The sequence below is a fragment of the Natrinema sp. LJW11 genome, from assembly GCF_056135975.1.
Genome location: NZ_JBWBDM010000001.1, coordinates 420,900 through 434,815 on the forward strand (window position 1 = coordinate 420,900; position 13,916 = coordinate 434,815).

Here is a 13,916-nt window from a genome sequence, read left to right on the forward strand (position 1 = left end):
GCAGGTGGGTGTATGGGGCTGTTCGACGCGCTGTTCCGCTCGAGCGAGATCCTCGGTATCGCCGAGGAGACCCTCGAGTTCGCCCTCGAGTCCTCGGAGGCGACCCACCCGAACGAGTACATGGGGTTTCTCCGAGGGACCGAGGCCGAGCGCCTGGATCTCGATCGGGAGGGCCTCGTCATCACGGATATCCTCGTGGTGCCCGGCACCGAGTCCAACAGCGTCAGCGCGACCGTCAAGACGAACCAGATTCCGAACGACGTCAAGGCGCTGGGAAGCATTCACTCCCACCCGAACGGCGTGATCAGCCCGAGCAACGCTGATCTGGACACGTTCGGTCGCGGAAGCGTCCACGTCATCATCGGCGCACCCTACCGCCGATCGGACTGGAAGGCGTTCGATTCGAAGGGCGAGCCGACGCAACTCGCCGTGATCGACGTCGACCTTCCCGAGACCGAGGACTTCTTCGATTTCACGCAGGCGGATATCGACGAGGAACTTCGACGATGAGACTCGCTATACTCGAGACGATGCTATCAGTGACTACCGCACCGATTACGACGGGATCGACACGGAAGGCGTCCGCCGCCGAAGGGGGAGTGATGGGGCGATGACGCGGACGGTCATCGCCCAGGGAACGTTCGATATCCTCCATCCAGGCCACGTCCACTACCTCGAGGCGGCCGCCGCGATGGGCGACGAACTGTACGTCATCGTCGCCCGCAAGACGAACGTCGACCACAAGGAGGCGCCGATCTGCCCCGCGACGCAACGGCGGGACGTCGTCGGCGCGCTCGAGGCCGTCGACGAAGCGATACTCGGCCACGAGGAGGACATCTTCGTCCCGATCGAGGAGATCGATCCCGACGTGATCGCGCTCGGCCACGACCAGCACCACGACGACGAGGCCATCGCGGCCGAGCTCGAGCGCCGCGGGATCGACTGTTCGGTCCGCCGGGCGAGTGCGCTGGAACCGAACGACGAGGAGCATCTGCTTTCGACTCGACTGATCATCGATCGGATCCTGGAACGACGCGCGTAACCGGTCGCTCGAGCGGAATCGGTCGTCCGAGCGGACGGGGACGGCCGTCACGAGTCGCGGACGGTGTGGCGCTCCCGTCTCAGTTTTCGAGGATGACCGGCGGCGGGAGCCGGAGCGAATCGACCGTGTGTCCCGTCTCCACGAAGTGCTCGATCGCCTTTTCGGAGACCTCCGCTTCCGTGTAGCCGTCGGCGGTGCTGATCTGCCAGTCACACTCGAGACAATACTTACTCATCGGTCGGTCTAGCTGGTAGTCGGTCACAAAGGCGGGAAAGACTCGTGCAGGAAAGCGAAGGGAGTGGTGTCACGAAACCGTCACCCGGAAGCGGGTGAATCGATGCGACCGCGCGCGTCTGCCGATCAGTCCTCTTTGACGCCGGGGTTGGTCACGGCACCGTTGGCGGCCGAGCCGAAGTCACGGCCGAACTTCGCCAGAACGCCGGTCTCGTAGTTGGGTTCGGGTCGGTCCCACTCCTCGCGGCGCGCCTCGAGTTCCTCGTCGCTGACGTCGACCGCGAGGGTTCGATCCGCGATATCGATGGTGATCACGTCGCCGTCCTCGATGAGACCGATGGGGCCGCCGGCGAACGCTTCGGGGGCGACGTGACCGATCGAGAACCCGCGCGTCGCGCCGGAGAAGCGACCGTCGGTGATGAGCGCGACGTCTTCGGCGTGGCCCTGCCCGGCGACCGCGCTCGTGACGCCCAGCATCTCGCGCATGCCGGGGCCGCCCTGTGGCCCCTCGTTCCGGATGACGATCACGTCGCCGCTCTCGACGCGTCCCTCCTGGACGTAGGCCATGGCGTTTTCCTCGTCTTCGAAGACGCGGACGGGCCCTTCGTGGTGGAGTTCGTCGTCGCCCGTAACCTTCAGGACCGAGCCGCCGGGCGCGAGGTTCCCCGTCAGGATCCGGATCGCACCCTGCTCGTTTTTCGGCTCGTCGACGGTGTAGAGGAAGTCGGCGTCCAGGTCCTCGATCGCCGGCGGATCGAGCGCCTCGAGTTCCTCGCCGATCGCGTTCCCCGTGACCGTCAGCGCGTCGCCGTGGAGGAGGTCCGCCTCGTAGAGGGCGTTCAGGACGACCGGGATGCCGCCGACCTCGTGGAGGTCCTGCATGACCCGCGTGCCGCCGGGCTGCATGTCTGCGATCTTCGGCGTCCGCCGGCTGATCTCGTCGAACTCCTCGATGGAGAGGTCGACGCCGGCCTCGGCGGCCATCGCCAGCAGGTGGAGGACGGCGTTGGTCGAGCCGCCGATGGCGACCTGCAACGCGATGGCGTTTTCGAACGACTCCTTGCCGAGGAAGTCGGAGGGTTTGCGCTGTTCCTCGACGACTTCGACGGCGAGTTCGCCGGCCTCGCGGGCGACCTCGTAGCGCGCTTCGTCCTCGGCGAGCGGGCCGGCGCTGCCCAGCGGTGCGAAGCCGAGCGCCTCGGAGATCGAGGCCATCGTGTTGGCGGTGAACATCCCGCCACAGGAGCCGGCGCCGGGACAGGCGTTGCGCTCCATCTCGTCGAGTTCCTCGCTTTCCATCTCGCCGTCGGCGACGGCGCCGACGCCCTCGAAGAGGTTCTGGACGGTGATCTCTCGGCCCTCGTGCTCGCCGGGCATGATGGAGCCGCCGTACAGGAAGACGGAGGGCAGGTCCGTCCGGATCGAGGCCATCATCATTCCGGGCATGTTCTTGTCGCAGCCGCCGATGGTGACCAGCCCGTCCATGCGCTCGCCGAAGGAGACGAGTTCGACGGAGTCGGCGATGAGTTCCCGAGAGATCAGGGACGCCTTCATCCCCTCGGTCCCCATCGAGATGGCGTCGGAGATGGTGATCGTCCCGAACTCGATGGGCATCCCGCCGGCCTCGTCGACGCCCTCGAGCGCCGCGTCGGCGACGTCGTCGAGGTGGACGTTACACGGCGTGATGTCGGCCGCCGGATTCGGGACGCCGATCATCGGCGCGCCGAAGTCCTCGTCGTCGAACCCCATGGCGCGGAACATCGCGCGGTGGGGGGCCTTATCGGGCCCCTCCGTCACTTCCCGACTCCGTAGCCGCTCGTCCTTTCCGTAGTCGAACTCGTCGTCGCTGCTCATGGTCGGATCTTGCGTCGAAGGGGCATAAGTCGTCCTTTCTCGGTCAATCGTTCCCGGGGCCGCGGTTCGACCGAATAAATTCGGTTCGATGGGAGGGATCGTCGTTCGGATCGCTCCGGCCGGCCGAATCAATCGCGCCGGCGTCGCGTTCCGACCGACTCCCGCGCCGGAAAAGATCGACGCGGAGACTAAAAGTACTCTCGAGTCGGCGAGAGACCGGGCAAAGCGTACTCGAGGTAGCCGACGAGATACGTCCAGCAGAGCCGTCCGTAGCCGACCCGCTCCTGCCGGCGGGTCGACGTGGCGACGGGACAGGTGTGGTCGTACGCGACGACTCCCTCGCGGCGCAGTCGCAGCGACAGGTCCGTGTCCTCGAGAAATTTCAGGGAGTCGTCGAAGCCGCCGATCGCCTCGAACGTCGTCCGCCGCACGCTGCAGTTACACCCCGGCTGCTGGACGAAGCCGACCGGCCAGCACGCGCGATACCACCAGTCCGAGAGGAGCCGAAAGCACGCTCGGTGACGGAGTCCGTTCTCGAGCGGCCGGAGCGGTCCGCCGACGCCGACGACTTCGGGAGTGGCGTAGTGCCGGTAGTGGCGTCGAACCCACGACGGCGGGACGACCGTATCGGCGTCGGTGAACAGGAGGACGTCGCCATCGGCGACGGTTACACCTCGGTTTCTGGCCGCGCCGGGCCCCTCACCGCGGTCGTCGACGATAACCCGGTCGACGGCCGAATGGCCTCGAGCGATCCGCACCGTTTTCGCGCCGCTCGCGGCGACGATCGCCTCGAGATCGCCGTCGAACCGCTGGGCGGCCAGCGAGTCCAGGGTTCGCTCGAGCCGCTCTCCTTCGTCGCGGGCGGGGACGACGACCGAGGCGTCGACTGTCCGCATCATCGGGGAGTGTCGGCGGAACCAACATAACCGCTGTGTCCCGTCGACTCGACCGCGTGGGCAGCGGTGACACCGTCGCGACGGTCCCAGTCGTTGCCACCGTCGAAACCCCCTTCCCGGGGGCTTTCGTAGCGGTGGATAGCATCATGGCGACCGCGACCGTCAGCGCGGGTGCGCGACTCCACGTCGGCTTTCAGAACCTCTCGCTCGCTCGCGAGCGGCTCTACGGCGGTATCGGCGTCGGGCTCGCGGAGCCCCGGGTGACCGTTACGGCCGAGCCGGCCCCAACGATCCAGGCAGACGATCCGCTCGTCCGGACGTACGCGAGCCGCGCCGTCGACGTCCTCGAGGTACCGGGCGTCGCGGTCGACGCCGAGGAGTCCCTGCCGCGCCACGTCGGCCTCGGTAGCGGCACCCAACTCGCACTGGCCGTGCTCGCGGCGACCGCGCGGGCCCACGGCCTCGAGCCTCGAGTTCGGGCCCGCGCGCCGGCGATGGGTCGGGGCGGCCGCAGCGGCGTCGGCGTCGCGACCTTCGAGAGCGGCGGGTTCGCCGTCGACGCCGGCCACCCGACGAACCGCTTTACCACGGAGCCGCCGGCGGAGGGCGACTGGACGGTGCCGCCTGTCGTCGCCCGCCACGACCTGCCCGCGAACTGGCGGTTTCTCGTCGTCGTCCCCGACGCCGACCCCGGCCGCAGCGGCGACGACGAGGACGCGAGCATGCGCGCGGTCGTCGAGCGAGCCGATCCCGCTATCGCCGACGAGATCGCCGGCGTCGTCACCCGAAAACTGTTGCCGGCCGCCGCCGCGGGTCGACTCGAGCCGTTCGGCGAGGCCGTCGCCGAAATCGGGCGCAAGAACGGTGCCTGGTACGCCGACGCGCAGGGCGGCGTCTTCCGGCCGCCCGCGGGGGAACTCGTCGAAGCGCTCGAGGAGTGTCAGGTCCTCTCCGGCGTCGGCCAATCGTCGTGGGGGCCGGTCGTCTACGGCGTCACCGATACCGGACACGCCGACGAGGCCGAAGCCGCGGCGGAAGACGCGCTCGCCGATCGCGGGCTCGAGGGACGGGTTATTCTTGCAAAACCGGCGGCGTCCGGTGCTCGGTACGGATCCGACGAGTAACGGAGCGGACGTCCTCGCGATATCGGCGGATCCTCGGGTTCGAACGTGATCGCACTCAGGAAAGTTCCGGACGAGAGGAAATCGAGATGTCGAGCGCGTTGTGCGGGTTCGCAATCGTTACCGACAGGTGATCCAGCAGCGACGTCAGCGAAACCAGATCGCGGTCTCGATCCCACTCGAGCAGGCCCGCCTCGCGAAGCGCCGGCAGGTGTGCGTGTCGAAGGCTGAGATCGATCTCTCGGCGTCGATCCGGTTGGACGTCTGCCGCCGGTCTCCGGTACTCGGCCGCCGCGAGTTCGGTCGTCAGCCGGTAGACGGTCACCGGGCCGCTGTGCGTCGTCAGGTACCGGAGCGCGTTCCGCCGCGTCGAATCGGCAAGCAGCGCGTGTATCGTGTCGAGGAATTCGGGCGAATCTACCTGCTCGAGCCGGAGTCGTTCTACCATGCTCGATCAGTGGCTCGGGGCCACGATAGCCTGCTCCCCTGTCTACTCATGACCTTTATCTCAGTAGTAATGGCGTCTCTGAATATCGCGTTACGAATTTCGCGAATCCGGGCGGAGGAAAACGGTCTGAAGCACTTTGTCCACCCCGCGACGCATCCGCTCCGAGAACGCCTGCACGGAGACGTCGAGCTCGTCGGCGAGTTCACCGTACTCGACCTCGCGGGGGACTTTGAAGTAGCCCCGCTCGACGGCCAGCGAGACCGCTTCGTACTGGGCCTCCGTGAGTCCGTAGTCGTCTCCGCTCGCGTCGATGTCGGCCAGCGACGAGACGCGATTGAGTCGGTACGCGATATCGTGCTCGGTACAGTACTGATTGAAGCGCGCGAGCCCCGCGTGTTCCTCGAAGCGGATCCGAAAAAGCCACTCCTCGTCGCTGTGAGCCTCGAGGATCGTCGCGTCCGTCTGCGCGATGCCGGTAATCAGCTGTTCGGCCGGATCCTCCCACTCGATCTTGTACAGCGCCCGGTCGTCGTACTCGTCGAGCGCGGTGATCGATTTGACGTTCGGGCTCTCGCTCATGGCGACTTCGAACGATTGCAGATCCGATCCGTACCCCCAGATGTACGGCATGACCCGCTTGGCTGCGGGAACGACGCGCTCGATTTCCACGGAGAGGCCGGGGTACTCGGCGATGATCTGGCCGAGGAGGAACTCGTCGCCTCCGATCGATATTTCGGCGATGATAGCCATGCGACCGGTACGCGCTCCACGGGCTTTGGTGACGGGGGTCGGTGACTCGGGTCCACTCCCCGCTTCGCATTTGCCACAACAGGTAACTCGGTGCGTCCGAACGGACACGTATGGAGCGGATGCCGCTCGGAATCTCACGGTTCGATCGAACGATCGGCGGCGGTGCGCCGACCGGGAGCGTCGTTCTTCTGGCCGGCGAATCCGGTGCCGGGGCGCGCGAGTTCTGTTATACGAGCGCCGTGATGAACGGACTCGTCGACGCCGATCCCGAACTGTTCGACCTCTACTACGGCGACCTCGAGCCGGAGACGACGGTCCCCGAGGCCGTCCACTACGTCTCGTTTACGGACGAACGAAGCGCCATCGTCGGCGAGATGGAGTTCGTTATGGACGAGGAACTCGTCCGGGCGGGGACGAACGACGTCTCGTTCGTCGAACTCGCCGAGGAGTACTTCCAGCTGACGCCGGTTCCGACCGCCTGGTACGCCGAGGGGATGGCCGACATCACCGAACTCGGCTCGCACAACGAGCGAACCGACGTCCTCGAGGCCCTGGGCGAGTACCTGACCGAGCACGCGAGGGGGAACCTCGTCGTGATCGACTCGCTGACCGACCTCATCGCGGTCGCCGACGACCGGCTCGGGCTGTCGGACCTGACCGTCCTGCTGAAGGGACTCAAACGAGCGTCACATCGCTGGGGCGGCGTCATTTTACTGCTTATCAACTCGGACCTCCTCGAGCCCACGGAGCTCGGGCGGATCAAGGAAGCCACCGACGGCACGCTGCTATTCGAGTGGGAGAGCGGCGGCTCGGAGCGAGCGCGCACGCTCGTCGTCGAGCAATTCCGCGGCGTGCTCTCTCGGCTCGAGGACGAGGACATCGTCAGGTTCGAGACCGAGATCCACGACGGCGGGTTCGATATCAGCAACGTCCGGAAAATCCGGTAGCGGTCGACCGACTCAGCGACTGAGTTCGAACCAACGCTTATCCGACTGATGGCCCTACTACGAGCAGATGTCGAGCCAGAACGACGACGAGGGCGATTTCTCCTTTCCGTTGCCCGCCGAAGTCGACGACTGGCTGACCGCAGAGGCGGTTCGACGCGATGAGAGCCGGGACGAGGTCTGTCGCAGGTTGCTGACCGCATCGCACACCGCCGCGACGGACGACGACCTGGCGGTGGCCGACCCCGACGAACTGTCGGCCGTCCGGAGCCGGCTCGAGACCCAGCGCGAGGAGTTCACGGACCTCCTCGAGGACGTCCGCTCCCGCGTGATTCAGGTCAAACGGGAGACCGACGGAAAGTCGCCGATCGATCACGACCACCCCAGCTCCGCGACCGCCGACGGTCTCGCGGCGGTTCGCGACGATCTCGCCGCGCTCCAGGAAACCGTCGATCGCGGGTTCGATAACTACGAGGCGATTCTCGAGGGGCTCCTCGAAGACACCGACGAACTCGAGGACAGGTCCACGCTGCTCGCCCGGGCGGTGATCGAACTTCGGGAACAGCGGGATGCGGTCGCGGACGAACGGCGGGAGCGAGCGGCGACCGAGCGACTCCAACGCGCGGCGAACCAGCTGGGAGTTCGAACGGCGACCTGCGCCGACTGCGGCTCGAGCGTCGACCTCGCGCTGTTGACCGGTCCCGCGTGTCCGCACTGCGAGAGCCGGTTTTCGGCTATCACGAAGCGGTCGTCGATCTTCGGCTCCCACCGGCTCGAGACCGGTGAGCCGCCGGCGCTCGAGGGCCACGTCGAGGGGGCGGCGGACTCGACGACCGAAGCGGTCTTCGAGGCGGTCGAGTCGGAGGCGGAATCCGAAATGAGGAACCGTGACGAAGAAGACGAGACCGATATGACCGAGACCGACGCCGGAGCGATCGATCGATGACCGACGACGCGAGCCGTGACGAGGGAGACGGCGACGACGCCACCGGAACGGAATTCACCCACGGCGAGAACGGAGAACCGACGATCGACGCCGGTAACGAGGGGTCTCAAACGGTCGACGGCGGCGACGAGGTGGCCCGGCCGGACGACGACGGCGAGGACGTGAACGGCCGATCGGATCCGCTCGGCGATCTCGCTTCGACGGTCTCCGACGAGGACCGCGAGCGCTCGCGGACGCCCGATTTCGACGACCTGTTCGACCGACACGACGTCGCCGATATCGACGGCGACCGACTCTGGGAGCGCCTCGAGGCCGATCGCGCGGCGGAGTCGAGCGGTGCGGGCGACACGGCTTCCGGAGACGGGTCGAGCGGGACGGATGACTCGACCGAAACAGGCGACTCGCGGGGGACGGACGATCCGAACGGAACGGGAGAATCGGCCGACCCGGCCGAGCCGGGCGGTGCGCTCCGGCTGGCCGACCGGGAAATACGGGAGGTCGAAAAGCGCTCGTACTGCCAGGGGTGCGAGCACTTCACCGAACCGCCCGACGTCGCCTGCACTCGCGACGGAACCGATATCCTCGCCGTCACGACGATGCAAACGTTCCGGGTCGCGGACTGCCCGTTCGTCCTCGAGGACGAAGCGCTCGAGAAACGGCACTGATACGGTCTGCAGTCAGTCAGTTCCGGCGCGACCGCAGGCCGGTTGCGGTCGCGCCTGTACACCGGTACAGTAAACCGTATGACGACGCGGATCGAGCGAAGTGGTGTCTTTTTGCGTGCCGAGTTCGTAGCCGTCCACTATGCAGTTTTGCGACGATTGCGGTTCGATGATGAAAGCCCGCGACGACCGAATGGTCTGTACGAACGACGACTGCGGGGCCTCGAGCGAACGGGACCGCGAGCAGGAAGACGCGTTCGTCACGACGGAGTCACAGACCGACGACGACGTGATCGAATCCAGCGAGGAGGCCAACTTCGAGGGGAAACCGAAGGCGACGGACGTCATCTGCGACGAGTGCGGCGCCGAGGAAGCGTGGTACACGCTCAAACAGACCGCCTCCGCGGACGAACCGCCGACGCGCTTTTTCAAGTGTACCGACTGTGGCAAACGATGGCGAGAGTACAACTGATCGACGAGCGACGAGTTCCGTTTTGGGCGTGTCCGCCGCGGACGCAACGTTCACATCGGTCCGGACGAATCCACCGATAGACGAATGCCAGATGGCCCGCGTCTCCCGGGCGTCGACGGCGAGGACGACGAGGACCGCATCGTCTGTCACGTCGACGCCGACTGCTTCTACGCCTCCTGCGAGCGACTGCGCGAGTCCGAACTCCGCGGCGAACCCCTCGTCGTCGGGATGGGCTACGAGGCGGGCGACACCAATGGCGCGGTCGCCACCGCGAGCTACGAGGCCCGTGAATTCGGCGTCGAGAGCGCCCAAGCTATCTCGACGGCCCTCGAGCGGCTCCCCAGACGCGCGGCCGCCGAAGCCGGCGAACTGGACGACGACATCGAGCGCGCGGAGACCGGCTACTACCGGCCGGTCGACATGGACTACTACGAGTCGGTCGCGAGCGAGGTCCGGGAGATCCTCCACGACTGCGCCGACACGGTCCGCGAGGTCAGCATCGACGAGGCCTACCTCGACGTGACCGAACGCACCGCCTGGGAGGTCGCGGACGGCTTCGCCCGCCACGTCAGGGACCGCATCCGTCGGGAGGTCGGCGTCACCGTCAGCGTCGGCGTCGCCCCGACGATGAGCACCGCGAAGATCGCAAGCGATTTCGACAAGCCCGACGGGCTCACGGTCGTCAAGCCCGGCGAAATCCGGGCATTCCTCGCGCCGCTCGAGGTCGACTTGCTCCACGGCGTCGGCCCCGTAACCGCCCGCGAGCTTCGGGAGATGGGCCTCGAGACGGCGGGCGACGTCGCCGCGGCCGATCCGGAGCCGCTGGTCGAACGATTCGGCGAGCGCGGTCGGGAGCTGTACGATCGCGCCCGCGGGGAGGACGACCGCCGGGTCGAACCGAAGGGCGACCCCAAGAGCTTCTCTCGGGAATCCGCGTTCGCCGAGCCCGTCGAAGCGCCCGATCCGAAGTACGAACTGATCGAAACCCTCGCGGCCGCCGTCGCGGATCGCGCACAGCGGGAAGGGGCGCTGTACCGGACCATCGGCGTCAAAGCCGTCACGCCGCCCTACGACGTCAACACGCGCGAGCGATCCCTGTCCGGTCCGGTCGACGACCCCGACCTCGTCGACCGCATCGCTCGAGACCTGTTCACCGAGTTCGAGTCCGACCCCGTACGCAAACTCGGCGTCCGGGTAGCCAACCTCGAGTTCGTCGCCGCCGATCAGGCCAGCCTCGAGAGCTGGGAGCGAAGCGGGGACGGTGTCGAGACCGACGCGGGCGACGAGGTTTCCGATGAGGAACCGGTATCGGAATCGGAGCCGGCCGGCGACGAGCCGTCAGCCGGGCAGTCGTCGCTCGCGGATTTCTCGTAGGCCGGCGCTCGTGGCGACGGCCGAAATACCCACGGTACTCGAGTGCGGACGATTCGGACGGAAACCGGAAGGAACACTGAAATTATAACCCCTCCCCCACAATCCCACTCACGGACGATACCATCTCCACGCTCACATGACAGATGACTTTTACGACCTTCTCGAGATCTCTCCCGACGCCCCACAGGACGAGATTAAGGACGCCTACCGCGAACAGGTTCGGGTCTACCATCCCGATCTGAACGACGATGACCGCGCGCAGGCGCAGTTCACAGCGGTCAAAACGGCCTACGATATTCTCGGCGATCCGGTCGAACGTCAGGCCTACGACCGACTCGGTCACGAGGACTACGTCGCGAAACGGACCAGCGGCCTTCCCTCGCCCGACGTCTGGCGGAGCGACGAGGACGACGAGACGGAAGACGGGACGGAGCTGAGCTACTCGGAATCGGGGACGAAATCCGCCTCCGCCTCGACCGCGTCGTCGGCGACGGCCGGCTCCGAGACGGCGAGTTCGGGCGGGACGGCCTCGAGTCGGTCGTCGGCAACGGCGGGCGCGACCGGGGCGACGTCGGCGGCCGGCGCGGCCTCTGCCGGGGCCGCCGGAAGCGCCTCGAGCGCGACCGGGGCCAGCGGTGCGGCGGGAACCGGTACCGGTACCGGTACCGGAACCGGGTCTCCCAGTGGGAGCGCCTCGGGGACGGGGCGGGCCGGTGGAACGGCTCGCGGAACCGGTCAGTCGAGCGGAACCGGAACTGCGTCCGGCTCTCGATCGGAACCGACGACTCCCAACCCGCTCGTTCGTTGGTGGCGGCGACAGAACTTCTCGCTACCGCTGATCTGGTTGTCAGTGATCGTCTACACCGTCGGCCTCGGACACTTCGCGCTCGAGAACGGCGAGCCGCTCGAATCGCTCTGGGCCGACGTCCGCGCCACGGGAGCGGATCCGTCGGGAATCTGGTCGCTGCTTTCGGAGAGCCGTCACGGTATCGAGACGGTGACGACGTTCGTCGGGGGCGTCGAGTTCGTGACGCCGCCCCTCGAGCCGACGCTGTGGTACGGCGCGCTGGCCGGTGTCGTCGCGCTCGCGCTGAGTGCCCTGCTCGTGACTCGCGCCGTCCGCCGGGAGGAGACGTGGGGTCCGGTGACGATCAACGAGACGATCGTCGTCGCCCTCGCGATGGCGGCCGCGACGACGCTGATCGGCGGTCCCCTGCTCGCGGGGGCGGTGCTCATGCCGCTCCTGTTCGCCGTGATCATCCGCCACACGAAGCGGTTGCCCGGCTGGGCACCCTCGTATCTGTACGTGGTTCCGGTGCTCGCGCCGGCCGCCGGCTTCGGCGCTGCGGCGGCCGGTGCCGCCACGCTTCCCGTCGATATCGCCGCGTTCGTGATCTTGCCGCTGCTCGGCGGACTGGCCTTGCCCCTGCGGACGACCGTCCGGAAACGCTTCGGCCGCTGAGTTCCGGCACCCACACGAATTTTCTCGAACGAGTCCGCTCGAGCCGATACCGTCCGCCATCCCCCGTACCGAACGGTTAAAATGCGCCAGTAGCCAATGTGTCGCATGGCCAAATACTCGACCGGTTCGTCCGGCGGCGGTGGCGGGACGAACTGCGAACTCTGTGGTGCCGAGAGCAACTCGCTCAGGCTCGCGACGGTCGCCGGAGCCGAACTCGAGGTCTGTCCGGACTGCGCGCCACACGACGATTCGCAGGCTCACGGCGGGAATCGGAACCGGAGCGGCGGCAATTCGAGCGGGAGCGGCTCGAGCGGCGGCGGTTCCAGCGACGGACCCAGCCGCAAGCAGAAGGCGGCCCAGAACGTCGCGAAGGCGAACCCGGTCTGGGACGGCGACTCCGAACACTGGGAGAAGGAGGGAACCAACTACGACGACGATCAGCTGCCGTATCTCGTTTCGGACTACGGCGAGGCGCTCGTCGAGGCGCGACGGGACGCCGGTCTCCAGCGCGAGGAACTCGCCGATGAACTCGGCGCACCGGAGAAAGACCTCCTCGCCGTCGAACAGGGACGCGCGACGCAGGCCGGCGTCGGCGGCGGCCTGATCGAGGCCCTCGAGGAGCGACTGGACGTGACCCTTGCGGAGTAATCGACCGCACTAACCGAATTCGGTGACCGTCTCGGCGAGCAGACTTTTAGTGGCGGACGACAGACTCCAACCGATGACCGGGCAACGGGCGGCAGCGGAGCCGTACGCCACGCGGTTCGAGACCGAAGTGACGTCGATCGACGGGCGGCGGGTCTGGCTCGAGCGGAGTCACTTCTACGGGGCGAGCGGCGGCCAGCCGGCCGATCGGGGGACGATCGGCGATATCGCCGTGACCGAGGTCGAACTGGTCGACGGCGAGCAGGTTCACGTGCTGGCCGAGGAGCCGTCGTTTCGGCCGGGCCACCGCGTGCTGTGTTCGGTCGACTGGTCGTTCCGAATGTACTGCATGCGGGCCCACACCGCCAGCCACATCCTCGCGGGGGCCGCGCGGCGGCTGCTCGAGGGGAGTTCCTACGCCGGCCTGGATATCGGCCCGGAGACGGTCCGGGTCGACCTCGAAACGAACGCGACCGTCGACGACGAGACGCTGATCGAACTGGACGAGACGGTCAATCGCGTGATCTGGGAGTCGCGGCCGGTGTCGTGGGACGACGTCCCGGTTTCGGAGGCGCGCGAGCGCGATGGGGTCGCGTTCGACGCCGACGCCGACGCGGGTGCCGTCGAGAAGGGGCGGGTGCGACTGGTCACGATCGAGGACGAAAACGACAACCGGAGCGGGAACCGGCTCTCCGGGATGACCGGTCCGACCGATCCGTGGGACGTGACGGCCTGCGGCGGGACCCACGTCCGGAATACTCGCGAGGTCGGACCCGTCACCGTGTTGGGCCACTCGAGTCCGTCGACGGGAGTCCGCCGGATCGAGTTCGCCGTCGGTCCGCAGGCGATCGACCGTCGAACGGCCGAGAAGCGGGCCGCCTTCGCCGCGATATCGGCGCTAGATGTCGACCTCGAGGATGTGAGCGACGAACTCGAGCGCGCGTGAGGTGACGGCGGTCGGCGATTTTCGCCCGAGCGAACGAGGGTGCCGTTCGCAAGCGGTGGGTTCATTTCCGTTGATTCCAAACTATCGACTACGCGTCCCCCGGACCTTGCTCACGGAAGG

16 protein-coding genes are annotated in these 13,916 nt (G+C 67.1%); 11 read left to right on the top strand and 5 right to left on the bottom strand.

The window, feature by feature from the left end; all coding sequences use genetic code 11:
* Positions 1 to 12: 12 nt before the first annotated feature.
* The gene (locus tag AC0QDI_RS02020) at positions 13 to 510 is read left to right on the top strand and encodes a Mov34/MPN/PAD-1 family protein (RefSeq protein ID WP_474664748.1); all 498 of its coding nucleotides are present in this window, start codon (positions 13 to 15) and stop codon (positions 508 to 510) included.
* Between the two features lie 100 nt (positions 511 to 610).
* Positions 611 to 1,042 (top strand): FAD synthase family protein, encoded by a 432-nt coding sequence (locus AC0QDI_RS02025; protein ID WP_474664750.1) that lies wholly within the window; start codon positions 611 to 613, stop codon positions 1,040 to 1,042.
* Between the two features lie 79 nt (positions 1,043 to 1,121).
* Here AC0QDI_RS02025 and AC0QDI_RS02030 read toward each other — a convergent pair whose 3' ends face one another.
* From AC0QDI_RS02030 to AC0QDI_RS02040, 3 genes are all read right to left on the bottom strand, one after another.
* The gene (locus AC0QDI_RS02030) at positions 1,122 to 1,277 is read right to left on the bottom strand and encodes a hypothetical protein (RefSeq protein ID WP_474664752.1); all 156 of its coding nucleotides are present in this window, start codon (positions 1,275 to 1,277) and stop codon (positions 1,122 to 1,124) included.
* Positions 1,278 to 1,402: 125 nt separating this feature from the next.
* Positions 1,403 to 3,130, bottom strand: coding sequence for a dihydroxy-acid dehydratase (ilvD, locus tag AC0QDI_RS02035; RefSeq protein ID WP_474664754.1), 1,728 nt, complete (start codon positions 3,128 to 3,130; stop codon positions 1,403 to 1,405).
* A gap of 188 nt (positions 3,131 to 3,318) precedes the next feature.
* A complete protein-coding gene (locus AC0QDI_RS02040) occupies positions 3,319 to 4,026 on the bottom strand; it encodes a glycosyltransferase family 2 protein (protein ID WP_474664756.1) in 708 nt (235 codons plus the stop codon).
* Positions 4,027 to 4,172: 146 nt separating this feature from the next.
* Between AC0QDI_RS02040 and AC0QDI_RS02045 the strand changes: the two genes are divergently transcribed.
* Entirely contained in the window at positions 4,173 to 5,150 is a 978-nt protein-coding gene (locus tag AC0QDI_RS02045) for a beta-ribofuranosylaminobenzene 5'-phosphate synthase family protein (protein ID WP_474664758.1), read from the top strand.
* 55 nt (positions 5,151 to 5,205) lie between these two features.
* On the opposite strand, the gene AC0QDI_RS02050 is transcribed toward AC0QDI_RS02045, so the two are convergent.
* Both AC0QDI_RS02050 and AC0QDI_RS02055 read right to left on the bottom strand, forming a co-directional pair.
* On the bottom strand, positions 5,206 to 5,595 hold the full coding sequence (locus tag AC0QDI_RS02050; protein WP_474664759.1) for a DUF7344 domain-containing protein: 390 nt from the start codon (positions 5,593 to 5,595) through the stop codon (positions 5,206 to 5,208).
* A 90-nt stretch (positions 5,596 to 5,685) separates the two neighbouring features.
* Positions 5,686 to 6,345 carry a helix-turn-helix domain-containing protein gene (locus AC0QDI_RS02055; RefSeq protein WP_474664761.1) on the bottom strand — a complete coding sequence of 220 codons (660 nt, stop codon included), beginning with the start codon at positions 6,343 to 6,345 and terminating at the stop codon, positions 5,686 to 5,688.
* 110 nt (positions 6,346 to 6,455) lie between these two features.
* On the opposite strand from AC0QDI_RS02055, the gene AC0QDI_RS02060 reads away from it, so the two are divergent.
* The 8 genes from AC0QDI_RS02060 to AC0QDI_RS02095 all read left to right on the top strand — a co-directional run bounded on the left by AC0QDI_RS02060 (position 6,456) and on the right by AC0QDI_RS02095 (position 13,796).
* Positions 6,456 to 7,292, top strand: a complete 837-nt coding sequence (locus AC0QDI_RS02060) for an RAD55 family ATPase (protein WP_474664763.1) — start codon at positions 6,456 to 6,458, stop codon at positions 7,290 to 7,292.
* A gap of 67 nt (positions 7,293 to 7,359) precedes the next feature.
* Complete coding sequence (locus tag AC0QDI_RS02065; protein ID WP_474664765.1) at positions 7,360 to 8,235, top strand: hypothetical protein; 876 nt, start codon at positions 7,360 to 7,362, stop codon at positions 8,233 to 8,235.
* Positions 8,232 to 8,900: a DUF8135 domain-containing protein gene (locus tag AC0QDI_RS02070; protein ID WP_474664767.1), complete on the top strand. Its 669-nt coding sequence runs from the start codon at positions 8,232 to 8,234 to the stop codon at positions 8,898 to 8,900. The genes AC0QDI_RS02065 and AC0QDI_RS02070 overlap by 4 nt, the downstream gene beginning before the upstream one ends.
* 139 nt (positions 8,901 to 9,039) lie before the next feature.
* Positions 9,040 to 9,369, top strand: a complete 330-nt coding sequence (locus AC0QDI_RS02075; protein ID WP_474664769.1) for a transcription factor S — start codon at positions 9,040 to 9,042, stop codon at positions 9,367 to 9,369.
* 84 nt (positions 9,370 to 9,453) lie between these two features.
* Positions 9,454 to 10,743 carry a DNA polymerase IV gene (gene dinB / locus AC0QDI_RS02080; protein ID WP_474664771.1) on the top strand — a complete coding sequence of 430 codons (1,290 nt, stop codon included), beginning with the start codon at positions 9,454 to 9,456 and terminating at the stop codon, positions 10,741 to 10,743.
* Between the two features lie 136 nt (positions 10,744 to 10,879).
* On the top strand, positions 10,880 to 12,205 hold the full coding sequence (locus AC0QDI_RS02085; protein WP_474664773.1) for a J domain-containing protein: 1,326 nt from the start codon (positions 10,880 to 10,882) through the stop codon (positions 12,203 to 12,205).
* A gap of 105 nt (positions 12,206 to 12,310) precedes the next feature.
* Positions 12,311 to 12,853 (top strand): transcriptional regulator, encoded by a 543-nt coding sequence (locus AC0QDI_RS02090; protein ID WP_474664775.1) that lies wholly within the window; start codon positions 12,311 to 12,313, stop codon positions 12,851 to 12,853.
* A 73-nt stretch (positions 12,854 to 12,926) separates the two neighbouring features.
* A complete protein-coding gene (locus AC0QDI_RS02095; RefSeq protein ID WP_474664777.1) occupies positions 12,927 to 13,796 on the top strand; it encodes an alanyl-tRNA editing protein in 870 nt (289 codons plus the stop codon).
* Positions 13,797 to 13,916 lie beyond the last annotated feature (120 nt).